15 protein-coding genes and 1 pseudogene are annotated in these 22,981 nt (G+C 71.2%); 2 read left to right on the forward strand and 14 right to left on the reverse strand.

Features of this window, described 5'->3' with window-relative positions; all coding sequences use genetic code 11:
* The 11 genes and pseudogenes from CRP56_RS47385 to CRP56_RS45775 form a co-directional block, all read right to left on the reverse strand.
* Positions 1-1,378, reverse strand: a pseudogene (locus CRP56_RS47385) (hypothetical protein); the annotation flags it as partial.
* An 11-nt stretch (positions 1,379-1,389) separates the two neighbouring features.
* Positions 1,390-1,980 (reverse strand): hypothetical protein, encoded by a 591-nt coding sequence (locus CRP56_RS47965; RefSeq protein WP_097276080.1) that lies wholly within the window; start codon positions 1,978-1,980, stop codon positions 1,390-1,392.
* 95 nt (positions 1,981-2,075) lie between these two features.
* Positions 2,076-2,288 carry a hypothetical protein gene (locus CRP56_RS45735; protein WP_097276082.1) on the reverse strand — a complete coding sequence of 71 codons (213 nt, stop codon included), beginning with the start codon at positions 2,286-2,288 and terminating at the stop codon, positions 2,076-2,078.
* Positions 2,289-2,777: 489 nt separating this feature from the next.
* Positions 2,778-5,285 (reverse strand): ATP/GTP-binding protein, encoded by a 2,508-nt coding sequence (locus CRP56_RS45740; RefSeq protein ID WP_257042440.1) that lies wholly within the window; start codon positions 5,283-5,285, stop codon positions 2,778-2,780.
* Between the two features lie 946 nt (positions 5,286-6,231).
* Positions 6,232-7,341, reverse strand: coding sequence for a C40 family peptidase (locus CRP56_RS45745; protein WP_257042412.1), 1,110 nt, complete (start codon positions 7,339-7,341; stop codon positions 6,232-6,234).
* A 38-nt stretch (positions 7,342-7,379) separates the two neighbouring features.
* Complete coding sequence (locus CRP56_RS45750) at positions 7,380-10,259, reverse strand: hypothetical protein (RefSeq protein WP_257042413.1); 2,880 nt, start codon at positions 10,257-10,259, stop codon at positions 7,380-7,382.
* Entirely contained in the window at positions 10,260-10,676 is a 417-nt protein-coding gene (locus CRP56_RS45755) for a hypothetical protein (protein WP_097276086.1), read from the reverse strand. It abuts the gene before it with no gap.
* 16 nt (positions 10,677-10,692) lie between these two features.
* Positions 10,693-13,365 (reverse strand): ATP-binding protein, encoded by a 2,673-nt coding sequence (locus tag CRP56_RS45760; protein WP_097276088.1) that lies wholly within the window; start codon positions 13,363-13,365, stop codon positions 10,693-10,695.
* Complete coding sequence (locus CRP56_RS45765; protein ID WP_257042416.1) at positions 13,365-13,967, reverse strand: hypothetical protein; 603 nt, start codon at positions 13,965-13,967, stop codon at positions 13,365-13,367. Before CRP56_RS45765 ends, CRP56_RS45760 begins: the two co-directional genes overlap by 1 nt.
* Positions 13,964-14,299: a hypothetical protein gene (locus CRP56_RS45770; protein ID WP_097276090.1), complete on the reverse strand. Its 336-nt coding sequence runs from the start codon at positions 14,297-14,299 to the stop codon at positions 13,964-13,966. Before CRP56_RS45770 ends, CRP56_RS45765 begins: the two co-directional genes overlap by 4 nt.
* Positions 14,296-15,195 (reverse strand): conjugal transfer protein, encoded by a 900-nt coding sequence (locus CRP56_RS45775; protein WP_257042418.1) that lies wholly within the window; start codon positions 15,193-15,195, stop codon positions 14,296-14,298. The genes CRP56_RS45770 and CRP56_RS45775 overlap by 4 nt, the downstream gene beginning before the upstream one ends.
* A 738-nt stretch (positions 15,196-15,933) precedes the next feature.
* Here CRP56_RS45775 and CRP56_RS45780 point away from each other — a divergent pair.
* Positions 15,934-17,370 (forward strand): hypothetical protein, encoded by a 1,437-nt coding sequence (locus CRP56_RS45780; RefSeq protein WP_097276094.1) that lies wholly within the window; start codon positions 15,934-15,936, stop codon positions 17,368-17,370.
* 138 nt (positions 17,371-17,508) lie between these two features.
* Positions 17,509-18,057: a hypothetical protein gene (locus tag CRP56_RS45785; RefSeq protein ID WP_097276096.1), complete on the forward strand. Its 549-nt coding sequence runs from the start codon at positions 17,509-17,511 to the stop codon at positions 18,055-18,057.
* Between the two features lie 340 nt (positions 18,058-18,397).
* Here CRP56_RS45785 and CRP56_RS45795 read toward each other — a convergent pair whose 3' ends face one another.
* From CRP56_RS45795 to CRP56_RS45810, 3 genes are all read right to left on the reverse strand, one after another.
* Complete coding sequence (locus tag CRP56_RS45795; protein ID WP_097276098.1) at positions 18,398-18,760, reverse strand: MazG-like family protein; 363 nt, start codon at positions 18,758-18,760, stop codon at positions 18,398-18,400.
* A 150-nt stretch (positions 18,761-18,910) separates the two neighbouring features.
* The gene (gene fxlM, locus CRP56_RS45800) at positions 18,911-21,268 is read right to left on the reverse strand and encodes a methyltransferase, FxLD system (protein WP_097276101.1); all 2,358 of its coding nucleotides are present in this window, start codon (positions 21,266-21,268) and stop codon (positions 18,911-18,913) included.
* A 71-nt stretch (positions 21,269-21,339) separates the two neighbouring features.
* Positions 21,340-22,869 carry a bifunctional NUDIX hydrolase family protein/GNAT family N-acetyltransferase gene (locus CRP56_RS45810; protein WP_257042442.1) on the reverse strand — a complete coding sequence of 510 codons (1,530 nt, stop codon included), beginning with the start codon at positions 22,867-22,869 and terminating at the stop codon, positions 21,340-21,342.
* Positions 22,870-22,981: the final 112 nt, after the last annotated feature.

Raw genomic sequence — 22,981 nt, forward strand, 5'->3', positions numbered from 1 at the left:
GGGTGACCCACGTGTCCAGGTGTTCCAGGTACTGCGCGCGGTTGTCCGCCGTGTCGAGGATGGGTGCGTCGGGGAAGTGGGGTGCGGTGGTGTGGGCGGGTGCGATGAGGGTGAGAGGGCGTGGGGCGGGGGTGGTGGTGAGGTCGGCGAAGTGCCAGGCAGTGTCCGCGGTGGGCGGCTCGGCACACAGCACTACCAGTGGTTGCCGGTCTGTGTCGGCTGACTGGTGTGCTTCCAGGAGCCGTTCGGTGGCTTCGCGTACGGCTCTCGGGCTGTCGGGCAGAGGGGTGATGGTCGGGCCGGGCAACAGGTGATCGAGGCCTTCACCGCAGCCCACGGTGATGAGTTCGAGGCCATCTGCCCATGGGCTGGTGGCGAGTTCGACGGCCAGTGCGGTGCAGACCTCGTTGATGCGTGCGGGTTCGCCGTCCAGGAGCAGAGCGGGCAGGGAGGCGAGGTTGAGCAGGAGCAGTTCGCCGTCGCTGGTGGTGCCGAGAGTGGCCAGGCCGGGGTAGGGCGCGGGGACCCGGGCCGCGGCGTCTGTGGCCAGCAGGCGGGCGTCGTGCGGCAGCACCCAGAAGCCGTCGGTACCGGCCGTAAAGGGCGCGGGCGGCTCGATGGCGGGGTCTTCGGGCAGGACCTGCACGGTTGTGGTGCCGATGCGGGCGCCTCGTGCCACTGGCAGATGTGCTGGGTCGGGCAGTTGGGCGTGGTGGTGGGCCATGGTGCGCAGGGCGGCATCCAGGAGCATGACGCCCTCCGGCCTGTCCGTTTTGCTCGCCGTAGTCGGCGCGTCCGTGGGCTGTGCGGCGTTCATGCCCGTGCCGGTCCTGCGGCCGGTTTTCGGGTGCCGTCGGAGTCTGCGCAGGGCGAGGGCAGCGATTGCGGCGGCTGCCAGGAGGGCAGCGGCGAGCAGGCTGTACAGGCTCACCCTGTGGCCGGCCTCGGACGGGGCCGACGATTGAGTGCCGGAGGGGGCAATGGACGGCACGGCCGGTGCCGTTGCCGTAGCAGTGTTGGTGAGAGAAGAGCCCGCGGAGGGGCGGGCGGACGCGGTGCCCGGCTGTGGGGCGCCGTGGTGGTCCGGTGTGCGGGAGGCAGCGTCTTGGTCGGTGATGACGTAACTCAAGGCCAGCGGGGTGGAGTAGATGTCCAGGACTCGGTTGGGCGCGAGGTGTGCGCCTGGGCGCAGGGCCAGGGACGGTGACGGTGACGGCGACGGGGCGTCAGATGCAATGTCCTCGTGGGCGGTGGTTGCGGTACGTGTGAGGCCTCTGTTTCCACCGGTGGCGTTGGCCGCGACCAGGACGAGGATCAGCGCGAGCGCGAGCGCCTGGGGCAGGCGGAGGGTGGTGCGGTGGGCTCGGATGGAGGGCATGCCGGCGCGCCTTATCCAGTGATGGTGATGCTGGTGGTGTCGAACAGGGGCATCTGGAAGCCGATGTGGCGGGTGGTGGCGGGTGGGGCGGGGAACTGCATGAACACGTCGGCCTTTTGGTGGGGTTTGAGGCGGGTCAGGCCGATGGTGGTCAGGGGGTTGCCGTCGGTGTCGCGCAGCACGTAGTAGCGCTTGTGGTGGGTGAAGTCGATGAGAGTGGCGCCGGCCAGCGAGGGGCTGGTTCTCACGATGTCGTCTTCAGTGCCGCGTAGCTGGGCGGGCACCGTGACTAGAACGTTGGAGGTGTTGTGCAGGGTGCCGCGCAGGGTGAGGTAGCCGCTCTGGTCGCGTTCGGCTGCGGTGAGGGTCAGCGTGAGACCGGCCGGGCCGTCGAGTTCGGCGAGCACCGTCGTCGCCCGACCGGTCTGCGTGCGCGGTGCACTGCTGCTGGCCTGAGCGGTGGGTGTGGAGGCGGGGTCGGTGTGATCTGGTCGGGGGCTGGGTGGGGAGCTGGCGCAGTTGGCTGTGGTGAGGGTCAGACCTGCTGTGATCGTCACGGCTAACAGGCGCCGGGTGAACCTGGTGGTGCCCAGGCTGGTCATGAGAACGCGTGTCCTTTCGACAGGGAGGGGCCTCGGCTGAAGTGGGGGCTTGGGCCGTGGGCGGGCCGGCTGTCGGCGGTGAGTGGGCCGTGCGGTCAGGGGTGAGGCAGGAGGGCGGGCCAGACGGTGATGACGTCGCCGTCGAGGGTGACGTGCTGGTGGGGGAAGCGGTCGCGGACCAGGCGGAGGTCGTCGGGGCCGAAGTCGGTGAGGCCTTCGATGACGCAGGCCCGGCCGATGCGGGTGACGGCCCGGGTGGCCGGCGGCCACAGTTCCGGGCCTGCGGCTTCGCCAGCGCCGATATTCAATGCTTCTGTATTGCGAATGTGGCGTGTGGGCTGATGCATGCGTTGCTCCCTCAAGTGCGGCTTGTGGCATGCGCGATGCGCGACTGTGCATTGAGTGGCAGAAGTGAATCTATTGTTCACTGGCGCAAAGTTCAAGTGGTTTGGGGTGGGTTACAAACCTGCGACATTCGACAGCCTTGCCCCGGCCGGTGTCATAGCCCCGCCCACCTGTGCCGCTCGTCGGGGAGGGCCGTCTTTGGCGGTGACGCCCTCGGGGCTGCACGGCGCCTGCGTACCGTTGGCCGGTTCTGCCGGGCTCGCCTGTACGCGACGTGACCCGAGGGCATCGGGGTCCTCCAGCACTATTGCGCTACGAGGGACTTCACGGCGCAGGCGGCCACCGGAGGGGGCGGCTGTCGGGAGAGCGGTAGCGCGTGGCGCGCTGTCCGCAGGGGGCCAAGCCGCGTGAGCGGCGCCGGTTGAGGGCTCCAGGAGCGGGTTGAGGGCGGGTCATTGGTATCGGTATCCCCTGTCGTCTTTGGTCAGGCGTATGGGGGTGGCGGTGGTGAGGTGGGTGAGGAAGGCCTGGACGCGGGCTTGCTGGGCCGCGGCGGTGGCTGTCAGGCGGGTCAGGGGTTGGGCGCGGGCGGTGGTGTGCGCGGCGGCATTCAAGGCGGCGACCTGGCGAGGGCGGGCTTGGTCGGTGAAGACGTCGTCGAGGTGGCAGCCGGTGAGACGGACGGGGCCGATGCGGCGTCCGTTGACGGTCAGGGAGGTGTAGTGCTCGTAGCGGTCGAGGGCTGCGACTTCCCGCGGGCTGGGGGCATCGCCCCATTCGGCGGTGATGGGGGCGATGGCGGTGGTGGAGCCGGTTGTGGTGGACAGAGTGGAGGCGTTTTGGGTGAGTGACTGCCGCACCGGGGCGGGCAGGCGTGCCAGGAGTTGGGTCATGCCGTGGACGCTGACCTGGTATTTGCGGAAGTCCTCGAACATGGCGGCGATGGTTTCCGGGGCGGCGCCGGTGAGGGTGATGAGTTCGTCGAAGTACAGCCGGAACGGTCGGCGTTGGTGGGCGGGGGTGTCGCGGCGGGAGCGGACGGCGCGCAGCAGGTCGCGGGCGATGAGTGCGATCAGCAGCCGGTCGGTGGGGCCGGTTCCGGCGGGGCAGATCCACACGATGAGGCCGTTGTCCATGGCGGCGCGGCTGTTGTAGACGCCGGCCGGCTGGCCGAGGAAGGCGCGGGTGACGGGGTGGGCGGCGAGCCGGGCGAGGGGGTTGAGGACTACGGCGAAGGCGTCCGCGGGCAGGTGGGGGAACACGGTCTGCCACCACGACCGGGTGTCCGCGTCGAGGAGGCCGGTGGTGGCGGCTAGGGCTGCGGCGCGGAAGTCGGGGTCGGTGAGCAGGGGCCGGATCTGGAAGAGGGTGGCCTGGTCCTCCAGCCGGCCGGCCTGGCAGGCACTCTGGTTGATGGCCGTCAGGACGGTGAGGGCGGCGGTCAGGATGGTCAGCGCGCGGGGCGCGGTGGCATCGTCCCAGCCCAGGACGGTGGCGAAGGCGTCCGCGACTGCCTCCACCACTTCGTGCGGGGCCTGCCCGTGCTGCAGGGCCAGCGGGTTCCACGAACTGAGCTGCGGCTGCGGGCCGGTGGTGTTGAGGTCGATCAGCGCGATCCGTCCCATCAAGTGGGGGTGGGCGAGGAAGGGCGCGGCGCGGGGCCAGGAGTCGCGGTGCGGGTCGAGGAACATCAGCGCGCCGTCGGCGTGGGCGTAGGCGATGGCCTGGGCGAGGGCACGTTCGGTCTTGCCGCCGCCGGCCTTGCCGACCGCGCACTCGAACAAGGTCTCCGCCGTGTGGGTGGCGACCAGGCGACGGCGCCCGTCGGGGTGCTGGTAGATGCCCTGCAGAAGCAGTGCGGGGTCGCCGAAGCGGAAGGTGGGCAGCTCTGCAGGGAGGAGCGGCAGGCGGCAGTGGATGGTGGGGGGTTTGAGCAGTCCGACGAGTTCTTCCAGGCGTACCCAGTTCGCCCGGGGTGGCCGGCACAGGCCCTGATCCCAGCGCCGTTCGAAGCCGCGGCGGGTGGGCCAGTGATCGGCGCCCAGACGCCAGGGGCCCAGCCGCAGCCCGCGCATCGCCCACCGTGAACGGCCTCCGAACACATCGAGTGCGGCCTGGAGTTGGGCGAGGCGGGCCTGGGCGCGCCCTTGGGTGTTGGAGGCGCACATCACCAGCAGCTGGACGCGCACGAGGTGATCGTCGGCGGCGAGTTTGCCCAACGCCTCCTCCCGATCTACCCGCCGCGGCACGGGCGGCATCACCAGCCGCCGGCCCGGTCCGGTGTCGCGGCCGGTGATGAGCTGGCGGAGTTGGGCGGTGAGGGAGTCTTCCAGGCCGGCGCTGTCGTGGCGCAGCCAGCGAGCGGCCCGCTGTGCTTCACGGTGCTCGGTACGGCGGGCGGCACCCATCAGCTGGGCGCGGCGGACGCGCAGGGCCCATTTGGGGGCGCGCTGGAGGTCGAGGCGGAGTTCCGCGAGGTCGCCGAGCTCGCCGCGCAGGTCCGAGACCGCGTCGATGAGTGGCTGGAGCGGGTCCGGGTCCAGCGGTACCTCGCGCAAGGGTGCGGTGGGGGTGCCGCGCAAGACGAACTCCGCCCGCACCGTGTGCGTGCGCGGGGTGTCGTGGATGGGGCGGGCTCGCTGGACGGTGACGGCCGGTCCGAACGGGGTGATGGACAGCAGCCGTTGTCCGCCGGCGGGGCCCTCGATGCGGTACCGCAGCGGCGTGGTGCCGTCGGCGCGCAGCCGGATCTGCACCGCCTTGGCCCGCCGCGGCACCCACCACGGCATGGACGTGGAGGCACGGGCGAGCTGGACGCCGCGGCGGAAGATCTCCTCCAGGCCGGGGTCGAAGTGGCGGGTGGGGACGAGTTCCAGGGCCATGCGTTCTGCGGACGCGCGTGCGGCGAGCCGCCGGAGGAGCCACTCGGCCGGGGCCCAAATACCGGCCATGGCGAGCATCGGCACCCACCAGTGCTCGAACAGCCAGCCAGCGGCGTCGATCACGCCAGTGAGCAGGCCACGTGCTCGGCTGGCCGCAGCCGTTGACCAACGGGCGGGGTCGGCCGGGTGCGGGGTTATTGCTGGGCCCATTCGGGTGCTCCCTTCGTGTGGGTGCGGGTGACGTGCCAGCCACGGATGCGCAGATCGGCGCCCGCCCACCTCAGTTGCCCTATCGCGCGCACTTGGGAGGTGCCGGGGAAGACCGTGTGCCGCCGGGTGCGGCCGATCCGGGTGGCGTCCGCCCGCAGCAACGTGCGGAGACCGAGGCGAGCAGCTCTTCTTGCTGGTCGGCCGGGTAGCCGGCGGGTCAGGTGTCCTCGAGCGCGCCCTGGATGGGCCGGTGGCCGACCGGCCCCTCGCCGTGCGGTATCAGACCCGATGCGGTGCGGGTCGCAGGCACCGCTGTGCGCGTGGTGGCGGGGTTCGCGGTGGCAGACGGGCTGGCGGCAGGCGAAACCGTCACCGCCGACGGACGCGCGGCCGCAGCCGGCAGGCCAGCAGCGGACAGAGCTGTCCCGGTCCCGGATGCATCCGTGGCTGCGGGTGCGGGCGGCACTTCCGTCGATGCGGGTGAAGACTCCGGCCTCGCAGGCAGCGGCTGCTGTGCGTCCGCCGCAGCCAGCAGGGCGATGCCACCGATGGCCAGGAGTGTGCTCGACACCAACGATGCAGGCGGGGAGCGCGGTTCGGATGCGCGAGAGGGTTTCGGCCGCTGCCAGGTCCGGTCCGGGTGGCCGGCAGCGCGGTGCAGTGCGGTGCGCTGTGACGAAAGCCTGTGCCGCGTGAGGCGGCTTTGCTCGCCGGCCAGGCCGCATCAGCGCGTCCGGCCGGGTATTGACACCATGACGACCCATCACCTGGGCACCTCTGTCTCTTCGTTGCGGATCTTCATGCGGGGTGGCGGTCACAGCAGGCGGGCACCTCCCGCGTAGCCGGACATGGCGTTGACTGAGTCGAGGCGGACGACGGTGCCGGGCCGGGCAGCGTTGATCATTTGCCCGTGGCCCAGGTAGAGGCCGACGTGATGGATCGTCGAATCGTGGCCGGGGGAGTGGGCGTAGAAGACGAGATCACCCGGCTGGAGGGCGCCGGTGCCGAGACGGGCGGGGATGCGCCGGCCGATTGCGGCCTGTGCGGCGGCGGTGCGCGGCAGGCGGATGCCCGCCCGGGCGTAGGCGTACAGGGTCAGGCCTGAGCAGTCGAAGCCCTTGATGTGGGCACCGCTTTTGCCGCTGGGTGAGCAGCAGGTCCCGTAGGAGGGGCCCTGGATGCTGCCGCCGCCCCAGGAGTAGGGCATGCCTTGCTGGGAGAGTGCCGCCTCGATGACAGTGCGGACCGTCCCCGAAACGCCATTCAGGTCCGTGTCGTTGGCGGCGGCGGTGTACGTGTCGATCCATCCGAGGACGTTCACGACGTACGCGGTGGAGTGGTTGTACTGGTAGATCGCCGCCTTCAGCTGGGTCCGTTGGGTCAGGTTTCGGCCCTTGCCGCACAGGTAGATCGCAGCACCGAGTGCGGCGTCGTCGGCGTTGTGCGGATCAGCCACCTGGTCGCCGTTCGCGTCCGCGCCGACGGTGTTCCAGGTGGAAGGCAGGAACTGGAAGGGGCCCACCGCACGCTCCCCGAGGGCGGTGCCGTCGAAGTGGCCACCGTCGGTGTCCGGGAAGGAGGTGGTGTTGCCGCCGGCCCCGGACCCGTTGAGGAGCACCCCGTAGATCCGAGGGCGGATGTCGCCGCTCGCGGTGATGGTGTGACCGGTGGCGTGGTTGGACTCCACCTTGGCGATTGCGGCGAGGATCGGCCACCGCATGCCCCGGCACGTCGGCACATGCCGGCCGACCTGCTGCACGGCCTTCGTGTACGCGGTGAGCATCCGGGGCGGAATGTCCGCCGCGCTGCCGCCGTCGGCAATGCTCTCCTGGCTATCGGTGCCGGCTTGCAGGGCGGCGTAGGCGCTGATCGCGCTGGAGACGGGGGCGGCGCAGCAGACTGCGGCAGACAGCAACAGCGCCACCAGGCATGCCCACCGACCCAAGCGGCGTCGGCGGGGCCTCACTGCGGCTCACCGCCTTCCCGCTCACGGCGGGCGCGCTCTTCGTTGCGCCGCATGATCCGCCGGATCATCTCCCGTGCCTGCTCCCGTGATGCGGGCCCCGTGGCATCGGGCTGCATCGAGGGCCCGGACGCGCGGCCGGGACGCGTTCGAGGCGACGCAGGCGGCGGGCCTGCCGGGTCGGGCGACGGTGCCGGAGGGCTCGACGCACCACTAGCAGGCGGCCAGCCGTCTCGGCGCCCACGCCCGGCCGCTGGCCGGATCGAAGGCTCGGGCGGCCCCGGCACGGGCCGTTCCACAGGAGGCTGGCCCGCTGCCCCAGACGGCCCGAGGCCTTCGGCCCAGCGTCGGGCCTCTTCCCGAGACAACGGGACGGCTTCTCCCGCCACCGTGCTGCCGGAAGGCTCCAGAGGCGACGAGCGGGCCGCACGAGTGCCAGCTGTGTCGGCTGCCGTGAGGGTGGGCAGGCGGCGGCTGTGGGGGAAGGGGCCGGGGCCGCCGCGGTCGTCGAGGTGGTCGCGCAGGACCTGAGAGGTGTGCCGGCGCACGTCGCCCCAGGCATGGCCGTCCTCGCGGCCGGTATTGGCCCACACCCGCACCTGCTGGCGGGCGTCTTGGGCATAGCGGGAGCCGCTGTGCCGGGTGCGGTCGACGTTGGCCGGCAGGCCGAGGGTGGCTCCGTACAGGAGGCGGCCGCCGCGGTGGAGGATCCGGTAGCCGCGGTAGCGCACGAGCCGGTTGTGCGCGCGGGTGGACAGCAGCGTGCGGTCCCGGTGTTGGTCGTGCAGGACCTCGCCGGTGTGCCGGTCGGTGATCTGTCCGTCGTCGTCTCGGTAGCGGTCCGGGGGCCCTCCCGGCCGCCGCGGCCCCCCACCATCAGGCCCCGCGCCCGGGCCGCCGTACGGGCCGGTGTTCGGGTCGCCGTCGGCGGTGGGCTTTCGCCACTGGGCGAGTTTGTCCCGGTCGGGGCGGCGGCCGATCAGCAGCCAGTACGCGCCGCGCGCCCCCAGCCGCGCCCCGCCCAGGCCGAGACGGGCGCCGAGTTGGCCCGCGGCGGCGGCTGCGGTGACCGGCGCGAGCCCGCGGCCGGCTTCGGCGGAGGCGTCGGCAAGGATGCGGCCGGTGTCGACGGGCATGCCCGCCCCGTCGAACAGCGAGGACAGTGCCCCCAGCAGTCGCTGGCGGGTGCCCAGCAACGCGAACCGGCCCCCGCCGCCGAAGGCGCGCAGACCGCCGCCGTAACCCCCGAGCGCGGTGGGGGAGTTCATGGCGAGGGCGGCGCCGAGTTCGGAGGTGTCGCCCGGCAGGTGGGTGCCACCGATCTTCGAGTAGCGCATCCGCATGGCCATGCGCCGCCCGAAGGAGCTGATCCCGGTCAGCAGGCGACGGTGCCCGGCCGCCCCGGCGATGGCCAGCACGTCGATGAGGAGGATGCGTTCGACCATCAGGTCGGGGCCGTTGGTGATGGTGGCGTCCACGGCGATACCGAAGAACGGCACGAAGGCGCAGATGCCGACCATGGCGAGGACGGCGATGCCCCAGATCGACAGCCACTTCCACACCGACTGGCGGGGCGGGCCGGGCAGCATGGCCGCGATGAACGTCATCGCGCCGCCGGCCGCGGCCGCGGCGCCGATGCCCTGGGTGCCCAGCAGCACGATCGCGCTGGACAGCAGCATGCCGCAGATGAAAAACGCCGCAACAAGCAGCAGGAACGCCCCTCCCACCCGCCACCAGGTGGGCTTCTCGGCGTAGGCGGCGCACGCCTTGCCCACCTCGCCGGAGTTCTTCAGGTCGTCGAGGAAGGCGGCGAACTGCCGTGCCTCGTCGCTGAAGGCGGCGCTGTCGATGTCGGTCAGCGACTGGCCCGGCGCGAGCCCGACATCATCGGCACCCTCGGGGATGTCCTGTTCAGCGTCGGTGGCACCGCGTTCGCAGTACTCTTTAGCCGGGCCCTTGATCTTGCGGCAGTAGTCCTTGCGCTCTTCACTGACTGGGCCGCTGCCCGCTTTGTAGCCGCCGGTGATCCATTTGAGGTGGACGGCGTAGGCCTTGCGGTCAGCAGGTTTGGCGGGGTCGAGGATGCGCCCGTACTCCAGCAGCATGTACGGCTTGACAATCAGCGCGTTGGTGATCGAGTCCTGCAGCGGGCGGGCCACCTCGGTGGCCGCGACGGGCGCCGCGGCCTCCTCTTGCAGGCACTTGGCCTCCTGCTGGCCGGCCATCCGGTCGCACGGGCTGAGGCTGGCGAGCTTTCCGCCCCAGTCGTAGGAGTTGACGCTCTCCTCGGCGACCTCGGCGGCCACCTGCTGCGTCTGTCCGAGCGGACCGTTTGGGGTGAGCAGGTAGTCGGGGCGGACGAAGGCGGACGCGGCGAGGGCGGCGATGGCCAGGGTGAGGAAGATTTCGCCCAGTCCGCGGCCGACCCGCCCCCGCACGATCATGAAGGCGGCGAAGATGAACGCCCACGCCAGCAGCAGCCCCTTCAGCCCGAGGCGCTCGACGACGACGGTGTTGTAGGCGTCGGCGACCCGCTGAGCGGGCTTGGTGAGGAGGGCCAGCAGGGGGAAGCGGAAGGCGAGTTCGATTGCCCACCCGGCCAGGCCGACCAGCAGCCGGATCACGGTGAACAGCCCGGACAGGGCGAACGCCAGGGACTGCGACTGGAAACTGAAGATCGAGCCGCCCTGGGCGCCGAGTTCGTAGCCGTCGATCGGGATGCCCTCGCTGGAGGTGATGTTCAGCGGGGACAGCAGATCACCCGTGCCGCCGTCGCTGCCGGCCGCGTACACGACCTGCGTGTTGACGACGACGAAGACGCAGGCGAGGACCACGACCGTGACGGCCGGGCGGAGCAGGGGATGGGCAAGGCGGGCCATTCAGTACTCACCTCGCGCATGCGCCCTGCACCGGCGCCAGATGATCAGCGCGGTCAGGGTTGAGCCGATCGGCACCAGCCGCCATACGGCCCGCGCAACGTCGTGTCCGCTGGGGGTGAGCGGACGGGGCGAGAGGGGGGTGGTGTGGGTGTCGTGCTCGCAGTAGGTGCGGGCCGGGCCCGCGATCAGATCACATTCCTCGCGCCGTAGTGCGGGAGCGGGCGAGGTGGGGGTGTCGGTGGGGGAGGGGACGTTGTTCCGCGGCCACCAGGGCTCGGGCCGGCCCGCGGTGATGAGGAGGGCGAGGAGGACGGCCAGGACGGACAGCATGCCGATGATGCCGGCCGCGGCGGCCAGGTGCCGGGCCCGGGAGACGAACGGTGAGCGCGGCGCAGGCAGGCAAGGACGCAGGCTCATCGCGTGTGCTCCTTGGTCAGCGCCACGTCGGCTGCGGGGCCGGTCTCGGCGGCTGGTGGGGGAGGGGGCGTGCGGGGCCTGGTGTGGTGGTGATGGAGGTGGCGATCCGCGCGATGCGCGGGATGATCGCCTTGATGCGGCCGGTGTTCTGCCGCGGGCAGGTGAGGAGGAACTCGCCGGCCCGGCCCTTGTGGCCGACGGGGGACAGGCCGGTGGTCACCAGCCGCAGCAGTTCGGTGTCGTTGGGGTCGAGGCCGATGAACTCCAGGCCGCGGCGGGCGCGTTCGCGGTCGGTGGTGCGGGCCAGGGCCCGGTAGGCCATCAGGCCGCGGTCGGGGCCGAGTTCGTCGGCGTCGTGGGATCCGGCGATGAGGCCGGCGCCGTGTTTGCGGCCGTCGTGGAGGATCTCGTGCACGAGGGCGGTGCCCTCGGCCGAGGAGGTCAGCCAGTACAGCTCGTCCAGGACGACGGCGGTGAACCGGCCAGGATCTTCGAAGGCGTTCTGCCGGGCGAGCGCGGCGATCAGATACAGCACCGCGCGGCCGATCAGAGCTTCCAGGGGCTGCTGGTGGAGGATCTCGGGGTTGGCGAAGGCTGCCTTGGGCGGCAGCTTCAGCCCGGCCGTCGTGATCACGATCATGTCGCAGGCGCTGGAGGCATCCAGCCGCACCGGGGGCAGGGCGGCATCGAAGACCATCGCCGCCAGGGGGTTGTCGGCGACGACGTGCAGGAGCCCGGCGAGGGTGGCGGCCGCGTCCTGGCGCCGCCCCGGCTGCCCCTGGGCCATCTGCTCCAGGACTTCCACCACCCGCCGCATGGACGGTGTGTCGCTGGTGGCGGCCTGTTCGACGGCGTGGTGGAGGACTTCGCCGTGGGTGCTCATCGGTCCGATGCCCAGCTGCAGGGTGAGGTAGGACAGGGCGTAGTGGTGGCCCTCGGGGCCGTCGAACATGCGCAGCGGGTCGATGGAGACTTCGGCGCGGGCGGCGTCGATGATTTGCACCCGGTTGCCGGCGGCGGCGCGGGCGAAGGTGGCCCATTCGCGCACCGGGGTGCGGTCGATGCAGATCGCGCAGCCGCCGCGCGCCCACACCGCCTCCGCGATCAGTTTCTGCAGCACGCTCTTGCCGGCGCCGAGATCGCCGACGATGCCCATCGAGGCGGACGCGTCCTGCTTCGGCGCGTCCGCCACGTTGATCATGACGGGGCGGGTGGTGCCGCAGTCCAGATCGATGCCGAGGAACATGCCGTTCGGATCACCCACCTCAGCGCTGGTGAAGGCGCCGGACAGCGCCCAGTCCTCGGAAACCTGGTGCTGGGTGAACTCCCGTACCGTGCCCGGGCGCACGGTGCCGGGCAGGCCCAACGTGAACAGGGCTTCCTGCAGGCCCGTCGGGCGCACGGCGCGGTAGTCGGCGCCGGCCAGCAGCGCGCCAAGAGCGCGGGCGCGGGCATCGCAGACGACTGCGGTCAGACCCCACACCGTCAGCACGGTCACCGACTGGACCTCCACCTCCACCCCGGTGCGCGACAGCCGCGCATCCAGCTCGCCCAGATCACGGGCGGCCTCGGCCAGCGAGGCGGGCATACCGGTGGGGCGGGCGTCGTACTGGTCGGCCTGGTCGATGAGTTCGTTCTTCTTGCGCTGCACCTGAGCGCGCGCCTTCTCCGCGCCCACCAGGGTGAGGTCGATCGTGTAGTCGACGGGAAAATCCAGACTCTCCAGCTGCGCGAACAAATCCGCCGCGCTCTGGCTGACGGCAGGCGGACACTCGGCCAGCACCAGCTGCGCCTGGTAGCCGGTACCGGTGTCGGATTCCACCTGCAGCCAACGCCGCGCCAGCGGCGAGCCCGCCTGCCGCCACCACGCCGCACGCCCCGACCGCGCGACCCGCTCGCTGCCTTGACGGCCGTCGGCGGGGTCGATGCCGGCATCGATGCCGCCTTCCTGCAGGCGGACTTGGCCGAGGTCGGCGTAGCTGGGGGAACGCAGCACCCCGTGGTGGAGTGTGCTGTCGAACAGGTTGCTGCTCTCGGCCTCCGCCAGCAGGGGTTCGGGCAGGCCGCGGTGCAGGGCGTGCTGGATCATCCACACGATCTCCGCCGGCCGGGCCGGCCGGAACGTGATGCCGCCGGTGAGCGCCGCCTGGACCTTGGCGGCCTGCTCGCGGTAGGCGTTCACCTCCCGCAGGGAAACGGGCGCCGCCCGCAGGCCGAGCAGCGGCGCGAACTCCGACCACACCGCACCCACCTGGGCGGACAGTTGCTGGCCGCGGGACTCGGTCGTGAGCGGTACGGCCAGCCACAGCGTGCGCCGGTGCATCTCCTGCTCGTCCAGCAACTCCAGTGCGGCCTCGACGTTCTCCACCCACGGATGCGATGCGGTACCGGGATCCTGCGCGGCGGGCTCGATACCCTCGATCATCTTCAGCGCGATCTCACCGGGATCGACCTGCGCGCACAGCCCGAACAGGCGCGGTGCCCCGGACAGCGAGCGCACCAAGTGGGTGATTTTGGCGAGCTGTTCGTCGCGGACCGCGGCGGGCACATACGTGCCCTGCACTCTCTCCTCGGCCTGCCCGCCGCTGTCGGGGCCGTCAGGGCCGGGATGCAGGCGGTAGATCGCCCACACGCTGCCCTGCACCGACCACAGCAGGTGCCCGGCGATGTGCCGGATCGGCACCCTCATCACGCACCCCCGACCGTCGCGTCGGTCGCGAGCAGGAGCTGTTGCACACTCGACGCCGGGCCCACCACCGGCCCACCTCCAGCCGTGTGCCGGGGAGGACGCGTGGAGGATCGGGCAGCACGGGCCGGGCCCGGCGCGGGCCTCGAGGCCGCAGTGGTGCGTCGCCGGGCGGTGCGGGACGGGGCCCGGTGGGAGGCGGGCCGCGGTCCGCGCGCGCCCTCGATGGTGAAGCCCGCGGTGAGGGTGCGGGGTCGGCGGTCGCGGGCGGCGCGCCCGCCGATGCGCCCGCCGTGAGGCTGGCAGCCCAGCAGCACGAGACCGAGCGCGGCCGGCAGCGGGGCTCGGCCGCGGAATTTCTGACGGCGTACCGCCCAGACGGCCAGGAGCCAGGTCACCACCGGTAGCGGGCCCAGCCACGACCACCAGTGGACGGTCTTGAACAGCACGAAGCCGCCGCCGACAGCGACCGCCAGCTGCGCCGGTGTGTAGGGGCCGAGGGGAATCTTCCAGTCGGCGACCTTGCCCAGCACCCAGGGGTGACGCCGGGCCGCGGTGTAGTAGCGGCCCACCCGAGGCGCGCTCACCGCGCCCGCCGCGCTCACAGCATGCTCCCTTCCGAGGGCGTGTGCTCCCGTGCGGTGGGTGGCGGGGAGAGGATGCCGGGGACGGCGGGTGCGCCCTGGGCGGGGTTTTTCACCTCGTCCTCGAACATGTTCGCCAGGTCCTCGCGCGAGTTGTACAACCCCAGCGCCACGATCATCAGCAGCAGGGCGCCGATCCCGGCGCGCACGCTGACCTTCTGGACCATGGTGATGAAGACCAGGCAGGTCAGGCCCGCCTGCAGGCCGAGGTCGCCCCAGCGGTGGAACATGTTGATCCACGCTTCGCCGACATCGTCCAGCTGTCCCGCCAGCACACTCGTGTCCGCGTTCATATGCGGTCACCTCCGCCCTGATCCGTCGCGGAGCTGAGCGCAGCGACTTCCCACCGCCCGGAGCGAGCAGTGAGGCTGAGCTCATAGACCAGCGGCCACCGCCCGCTGGTGTCCTGGGCCGTGGCTGTCGCCTGGATGCGCACCCGGGTGCCGTCACCCGGAACCGTATTTCCGGCCGCGGCCTCCTCGATCGCGGAGATCTGCCGCACCGTGACCGCCGAGAACAGGGCGGGCGAGACCGCGGTGAGACGCACACCGGGAGCCAGATAGCGGTCGACCTCACCGGCACCCGTCAGATAGGCGGCGAGGAACTCGCCCACTGTGCTGCTCAGTTCACCGTCGGGGACGGGGACGGTGTACGGAGATTCGGATGGCTCGGCCCGGCCGGGGCCGGCGACCACGGCCGGGGCGGCGGTCACCGCGAACGAGGTGCCTGTGGTGTTGGTGGTCACGGGCACGGCGAAGTAGCGCACGGTGCCCTGCGCGTACTGCGCAGCCACCGTCACCGACCAGGCGCCCGCGCCGGTGCCGGTGCGTGCACTGCGCACCGGGATGACGGAAGCCGGCGCAGGCTGCGCATCCGGTGCGGGGTCGGGCAGTTCGACGTCCGGTGCCATAGATTGCGCAAGCCGTGCCTGAGCGGTCGCCGTGTCGTCGGCGCTGCTGCGCAGCCATGCGGTCATGAACACCTGCGCATAGCCGGCCGGGTCGGCGGCCACCGCCGTGACGGCCTGCGCAGTGCTCGCGCGGTCTTGCGGCGCGGCCACCGGTGCGGTCGGGGAGGAGGCGATCACGAAGACCAGGGCGACAGGGCCGGCTGCGATGAGTGTCCACACTGCCGCCCTCGACAAGCGCACCCGGCGCCGCATCGCCTCCAGGCGGGCGCCTGCCGCCATGACGGCAGCACCCTCTGTGGGCGAGGCATGCCTTCGGTGAGGCATGGTCAACCTCCTGGGTCTGAACGGATGTTGCCGGTGAGCACATCGGACGACCCTGACCAGACCATCGACCAGGTCAGGCCGACCAGGGTCACGATGAGGACACAAACGACGTGGTCAGGGCACGGTCAGCCTGACCACGCCCTGACCATGGGCGGCTGCACGGCGGGTGAAGGCACACCGCTGCGCGCCTGCGCAACGGCCAGTGCGCAGACGCGGTACCGAGCCCATGCCGGGGTGTGCAGTCGACGGGCGGACGTGCGCAACAAGGGGGTGTGCGCAACAGGCTGCGCAGTCTTGCGCATCCGACCCGGACGGCGATTCCTCCGGGGCTGCGCATCGGCGCAGCCGTGTCGTTGCGCACCCGTCACGGTTGCGCAGACCTCATTGTGTATCGGGTCTGCGCGATGCTGCGCAGCCCGGTTGCGCAGCCGGGCGGGACGGGCTGCGGGCGTGCTGTGGTCAGGGCGTGGTCGGCCTGACCGTGCCCCCACCAGGCCTGACCAGCGTGAATGGTGCTCGAACTGTGACCGTGGTCGGCCTGACCTGGTCGATGGTCTGGTCAGGGCAGCTCGCTGAGCTGGCGGGCATGGATCTCGCCCGCGCGCGTGCACAAAACAACCCAGACCACATCTACGTTTGCGGCACGCCGAGCCACGTCAGTGAGCCTGGGGCGACGGCGCGTGGGAGGGCGCGGTGAGCGGCCGTGGGGCGGGGCTGCGCCGGGGGGTGATGGCGGCAGATCAGTTCACCCAGATCGCCAACGGCCTGCTGCGCGATCCTCAGCTGTCGTTCCGGGCGAAGGGACTCTTCGGCTACCTCAGCACCCACCGCGCAGGCTGGGAGATCACCCTGTCCGACCTGGTGCAGGCCGGTCCGGACGGGCGGGATGCCGTCCGGGCGGGCCTGCGCGAACTGCAGGAGGGCGGCTACCTCGTACGGACCCAACTGCGGCGCGCCGACGGCACCCTCGCCGAGATCGCCTACAGCCTCACGGATGTTCCCGCAGCCGGTGCCACCAGCCCTCCACAGAGCGGTGCGGTGGCATCTGTCCCCGCCTCGGCGGCCGGCCTCCTCGCCGGGGCCGGAATCCGGCGAGGCGCGATGGCGGCCGACCAATTCACCCAGATCGCCAACCGTCTCTTCCGCGATGCCCGGCTGACGTGGAAGGCGAAGGGGCTGTTCGGGCTGATCAGCACGCACCGCGACGGCTGGCGCATCACCGTCGCCGACCTGGCACGCCACAGCCGCGACGGCGAGGGGGCGGTGAAGAGCGGCCTCAAAGAGCTTGAACACCACGGCTTTGTGCTGCGGGAACGCACCCGCCAAGACGACGGCACCCTTCGCGGGGGCGTGTACGTCATCACCGACCAGCCGGATGCGCGACCGTGCAGGTCGCATCCGGAGCCGGGTTTTCCACTGGTGGATGAGCCGACGTCGGCTGACCGGCCCACTAAGAACACCATCGTTCAGAAGACCAACAAGCAGAACACCAGCCCCCTCCCTCCGTGCCCGCACCCCGGCGCACACGCACCCCGCGGGATGCGACACCCGGACGGAAACCCGCTCGCACCGCCTGCCGACGAGCTGCATCCCGGGATCCGCCTGCTGCTCGACATCGCAACCAGCTGCCCCGAGTTCCTGCTGACCGGCAAGGCGCTCACCGACCAGGGCCGGGTGGTGACGGTGATGCTGGAGCGCGGCTGGAGTCCCGAACTGCTGCGCCACGCCATCACCAGCAGGCCGCTCCCGCACCCGGTACGCACCTCCGTCGCCGCCATCGTCGCGGCGCGCCTGCAGGCCGCCCAGGCCTACCCACCGCCCCACACCGTGACCAGTCACCACACCCCCGGGGAGGCGGGGCAAGAGCCGCAGGGGGTCGCGCGGGCCTGCACACCATCCGCCGCCCGCACCGTTACCGAGGCACTGACCTACCGGGCCCTGGTCGAGTGCACCGGCTGCGGACGCCCGGGCACCGCTGACGGCGAGGACCTCTGTCCCACCTGCCTGGGCTGGCCGCCCTGCGCCACCTGCCCCGGCCCAACCCCCCGCCGCGCCCACCCGGACAGCGACGGCCGGTGCACCACCTGCGCCTCCGCCACCACCCCTCAACTCGAAGGAGCCAGCTGGTGACGGCATCACGCGCCTGGCTCACGGCCAAGGCCGCGCAGCCCCTGCCCGCAGCAACCACATCTACGCACGGTCGGCCACCCCGGTGAACGGCCAACAGCTCGCCCGACCCGGCACGACACTGCTGAAGGGACACCACTGATGACGCAGACTCACTCCGATGACCAGACACGCGCCCGCACGGTGTATCTGCTCTTTGCGCACGAGCCCTACTACCCCGGCCCCGGCACCACGGAGATCAACACGACCGTCGTAGCGGCTGGCACACTGCTGCACCACTGTGTGCGGCAGCCCGATGGCGCCCGCATCCACGACCTACTCATCCACGGGCGTCGGCCCGGGGAGATCATCCCGTTGTCCACCCTCACGCACGAACTGGACGGTGGCGCCGGCTGGCCGGGCGTTGGCGACTGGGAGCGCGTCACTGCCGACCTGGTTCACCTCGTCCGGCAGGGGGACTGCGATGCCCTCAGCCTCGGTCTGCCCGACCTCGCCCGCGCCCTGCTCTGCGCTGGCCCGCACAGCGATGTGCGCGCCATCGACGCCGCATCGGGCCAGACCGTGGTCTACGGGGCCGCGGAGCGGGCTGTCGTGTTGGCCGACGTTGAGAAGTTCCTTGCCGCTCTCGTGGCCGAACGCGACCTGTGGCCTGGCGAAGGCCTGCTCGGCCACGCCGGACCGCCTCGGTAGCAATGTGAGAGAGCGGGTGATGGCGCATCGCTGGGGTTGCATCGGGCCCACAGACACGGGCGAGAGGCGGGTAGTGGGCCAGCGTCCGGACCTTCGCCCGCGAGGCCAACCAGCTCGACGGTGAAGGCCTACACGCCTGCCGGAACTTCGGCCGAGGCCGGCATCATCATCGCCCGCCGGTAGCGCACCGAACTCGTGCTGCCTCGGCGCACGATCTGCTGCTTCTACCCCTCCTGGTCAGTCAATCTGGGCACACGCGCAGGCCGCCCGCGACCGCCACCCCCGACGATCCCTGCAGGGCTCCCGTGACCTGCTCCCCGACCTCTGCTCCCGTAGGTGCTCATGCCGGATCCGCCGGGGCCAGGACTGATACGGGAGCGGACAGAAGGAACTTCGCCGACTTGGCAGCCAGATGCCGCTCGAGGTACTCCGCGGCATCGTCGGGGCGCATGCGGGCCAAGGCGACCAGGGCCGTGATGGCCACATCTGCAACTTCCGCATGAGCGTCCTCCCAGGGAGCGGTCCCCTTGCGGGGGTTGGTGCCGCGGGCGCCGATGACTGCCTGGGAGGCTTCCCCGGTCTCTTCAGCAATCTTGAGTACCTGCAGACTCCACTGCTCGTCTTGGTCCAGGCCTAGCGCGGCGTCGTGTTCGTTGAAGCGGCGGGCGAGTTGGTGGATGGTGTCCCAGACAGTGCCGTGCACGGTGTGGTGTCTCCTTCAGGGAGTAGGGGGCAGAGCGCCGAATCGGTTGAGTACGGCGGCGAGGGCTGTTCGCGGGGAAGACCCGTGGTGCTGATGGCGTGGCCGTTGGCGTGGAGGCCGTGCGTGGCCGCATGCGGGTGATCCACACGGTCACCGGCAATCTGCGGCGCCCGCCGGGTTCCCCGCTGTTGTCGTGACCGGGGCGTTGCTGTCCAGGGTGGGCCAGCGGAAGACGAGCCGGGACTCCGCCTTATCCAGCACATGGCCCTCGGGCAGCTCCTGGTCCGCGGTGCTGGCTGGGTGCACGGTGAGGTGGGGGTAGCCCGCGGCACGAACGGTGTTGTCCCAATCGCGGACCCGAGCGAGCATCTGCTGGGCGAGGCCCTCGGCAGCGGGGCCGAAGGCGTGGACGATGAACTCGCTGCGCTGCTCGGCAGGGGTGTCACCGTCCTTGACCAGCATGTGAGTCAGGTAGGCCAGAGACTCCTTACTCACCAGGGCGGCCGCGTCCGCGCCGCGCGGCACGGACGCCAGGCCGCCGTCGTGCTCGCCGTCCAGTGCGAGTCGGCAGAAGCCGTCCAGCGTGGTGGCCAGGAGCAGTTGTAGGGTCTCGAACGACTCGCCGCCAGTTACACAAACACCCGTGGCGAGTTCGTGGCGAGTCCCTCGCACCGACTGGTCCAGGCCGGCAGTGTCTGCGGGGAGTCCGTCCTCGAATCGCAGTTGGAGGCCGCCGGGCAGATCGACGGTGGGGGTGGTGTGGGCGGCGGATCCCCGGTCGCGGATGAACCCGCAGAACGTCCAGTCGCCGGGGCCCGCCTCCAGCACGCTGCCTCGCTTGCGCAGGGCGATCGCACGGGTGTAGCCGTGCATTTCCAGCGGCAGGACGAGGTAGCGGTCCTCGGCGAGCTGCTCGCGCCACGCGGGGGAGACGTCCCACACGTTGTAGGTGATCACCATGCCGTCGAAGCCGTCCGCGGGGACGTGGTCCGGTGCGCCGAGGGCACCGTCGCCGAGGATCGCGGTGACGCGGCCGCTGCCGGCCTCGGCCGTCAACTGCTGGGTGCGGTGCACCACGTACGGGTCGAGGTCGACCGTGACCACGCGCCCGCGCCGGCCGACGACGTGGGCGAGGAGCTCGGCGTTGAAGCCGCCCGAGCCGACCTCCAGCATCGTCATCCCCGGCTGCGGGCGCAGACCGTCGATCATGATGCCCTGCAACCACGCGGCGGAGACGCTACTGACCGCCCGGCCCTCCTTGTTCCTGAGGGTGACGACGGCGAGGTCGTCGTCGTACGCCGTCTCCAGGGGGACCTCGGGCGCGTACCGGTGGCGAGGCACGCATTGCAGCGCTTGGAGGACCGGTGCCGACAGGCTGTAGCCGCGCCGGAGGATCTGTGCGGTCATCTCGCGCCGCAACCGCGCAGCCTGCGGCGGTTCGCCGTCGACCGGCGGCCGTCGGCCGGCCACCGGGTAGGCATGCACGGGCGGCAGACCGGGCAGCACGCCCGGCCACACGAGATTCAGTGCCTGGGCAGACGGCGAGAAGATCGGGCCGAGTGCGGCCAGTGCGTGCAGATCGTGCCACTCCCAGCGCTCGAACCGGTGGCTCTCCTCGTCGGCGACGGCCGGTTCACCGGACCAGGCGACGGCGCGCACCACACCGGACAGCCGCCGCAGCAGATCCCGGTCGTCCTGGAGGACCGCGACCAGATGGGCGTCCTCGACACCACAGCTGAGCCCGGCCTCCTCGGCCAGCTCGCGCACGGCCGCCGTGGGGAGGGACTCGCCCGGCTCCACGCCGCCTCCCGGGAGCTCCCACATACCGTCCCGTGAGCGGCCGAGCAGCACCCGTCCGAAGGCGTCGGTGACCACCATGCACGCGCCGGCGACCGCCTGAGCCGATGGGGCCCCCTCCTTCTCCACTGCGGTGAACTCCCGTAGAGCGTCGCGCAGCACGATCACCGCCAGGCCGTCGGCGTCAAGCCGCTCTACGGTCTGCCACCTCTCGGTCAGCACCCGGATCTCGTCCTCGTCCAGCGCGATGCCGCGCCGGTCGGCCGGAGTTGCGGCAGCCAGGGGAGTGATCACGACGATCGCACCGTCCGGGCGCAGCCGCCCAGCGAGCGCGTGCACGACCCGCTGCCGGTCGTGGAAGAACGGGTAGACGAGGCGCAGGGTGATCAGGTCGTATCCGTCCCCGCTCAGCTCTACCGGGTCGTCGTGGGCGATGTCCAGACACAGCCAGCGCACGCCGACCGCGTCCGCCCGCTCGGCCCGGGCCCGGACCAGAGCGCTGCCGGCGAAGTCGACGGCATCGACGAGGTAGCCGAGTTCGCCCAGGTAGGCGGCCAATTCCCCCGTCCCGCAACCCGCGTCCAGCGCCCGGCCGCCCATCGGCGCGGGAACGTGCTCGGCCAGCAGGGCTCTTTCCGTCTCACCGACCCGGCGAAAGCCCCGGTCCTGCGCATAGTGCTGGTCCCACTGGTCCCGGCGGACATAAGCCACGTAGCTGCTCCTCGTCGTGTGGTGCGTTGATCGGCTGTCGCTGTAGCTGTGGTGCTCGGATTCGGTGCCGGTCAGGTCGCGTGGGCGGCTGTGTGAGCTGCGGACGGGATCCGGGTCATCCGCATCAGGGCCGGGTCCCGGGTGAAGCCGAGGGCGGCGTACAGCGGGGCGGACTCGTCGGATGCGTGCAGCTCGTAGAGCGTCACACCGTCCCCTTCCAGATGCGCGAGCAGCGCGGTCAGCACGGCCTTGGCGTAGCCGCGGCGGCGGTGGTCGGGAACGGTGGCGACGGCTTGGATCCGCGCGGCCAGCCCCTTGGGGTACCGGGGAGCAGGGAGCACGGCATCGACCAGGGCAAGAGCACAGGAGGCGAGCCCGCCCTCTGGGGCGTCGACGACGTAGGCCCGGGCGTCCCCGCCCGGGACAAGGCGCGCGGCAAGGTGATCGCGGCAAAGGGACAGCCAGTCCCCGTCCAGCGGCTCGGACAAGATGAGTTCGGACCGCAGACGGGCGATCTCGCCCGCATCGGCCGGAACAGCCAGACGCGGAATTCCTCCCGTGCGCGCGCCCGGAACGGTGGCATCCACGTGAGCCTGGTCAGCGACGAGAGGGCCTTCCTCGGAGTCGTCGCGCCGCTCGTAGCGGGGGTCTTGGCCGAGAAGAGCGGAGCGCTGTGTCGCGTGCCGGAGCAGCAGCGTGCGTGTTGCCGGGCTCAGACGCAGCCGGTGCAGCATCTCGGGCGCGAACCAGCGCAGCAAGATGCCCTCGGTGAGACGCAGACGGTCAGGATCGCCATTCCAGCGGCCGGCGAACACCTGGATCGGCACGCATAGTCCGTCGCTGCCGGTGGCCCTCTCCACGGCGAAGGGCTCGAGGTCCGGGATGACGAGATCCGGGACTTCCTCACCGAGTTCGCGCCGGACCGTGTCTTCGAGCGTCACGTCCTGCGGCTCGCTGCCGCCGCCGAGCAAGGCAAATGCCCCTGGCTCCCAAATGCCCGGCAGGTCGTCGCGCAGATGAAGGAGATAGCGGCCGGCATCATTGAAGATCAGCGCAGAGGCGCTCACCGCCTCCGGCCGGCCGTCGAGCCCCGAATCCAGCAGCTTGGCGCGCAGGGTCGGGGAACTGACCGCGTCGAAGTGGCGCCATTCGGCTCCGGCGACCTCCGCATCCTGCAGCACGAGCTCGGGATGCTCCCCGACCAGGTAGAAGACGAACCGTACGTCGTAGTGCCGGTGCGGCGGTTCTCCTTTGCCCGGGCGGGCCTCGATGTCGTGGAAGTCAATGTCGATCGGGATGCCAAGAAGCTGCGGGGTGAGGCACAGATCGCCAGCCTTGATCCCGGCTTCCTCGCCCACTTCGCGCACTGCCGCGGCGAGCAACGTGCGATCCTCCGGCTCGAGATGCCCGCCGGGGACAAGGACCAGGCCGCTCGCCCTGTGATGAATGTGCAGCACACGCCGATCCCGGTCGATCACCACGGCACTGCACGTGATGTGCGCGGGCATCGTTGCGCGGCTCGTCGATTCCTGTGCCCCTTCGAGCAGTGTCAACAACGGCTCCACCGCGCCGTGTTCGGAGGGATGGCGCGTCAGGTACATCTGCACGAGAGCGTTGATGTCGGATCGGCGGGCGGCATGTCAGCACCTCTCGCAGGTCAGGAAACTGGTACGGGCGGGTGTGATGGACGAACGCACGCTTCGGATCACTCGG

Source organism: Streptomyces sp. TLI_55, from assembly GCF_900206255.1.
GTDB lineage: Bacteria > Actinomycetota > Actinomycetes > Streptomycetales > Streptomycetaceae > Streptomyces > Streptomyces aquilus.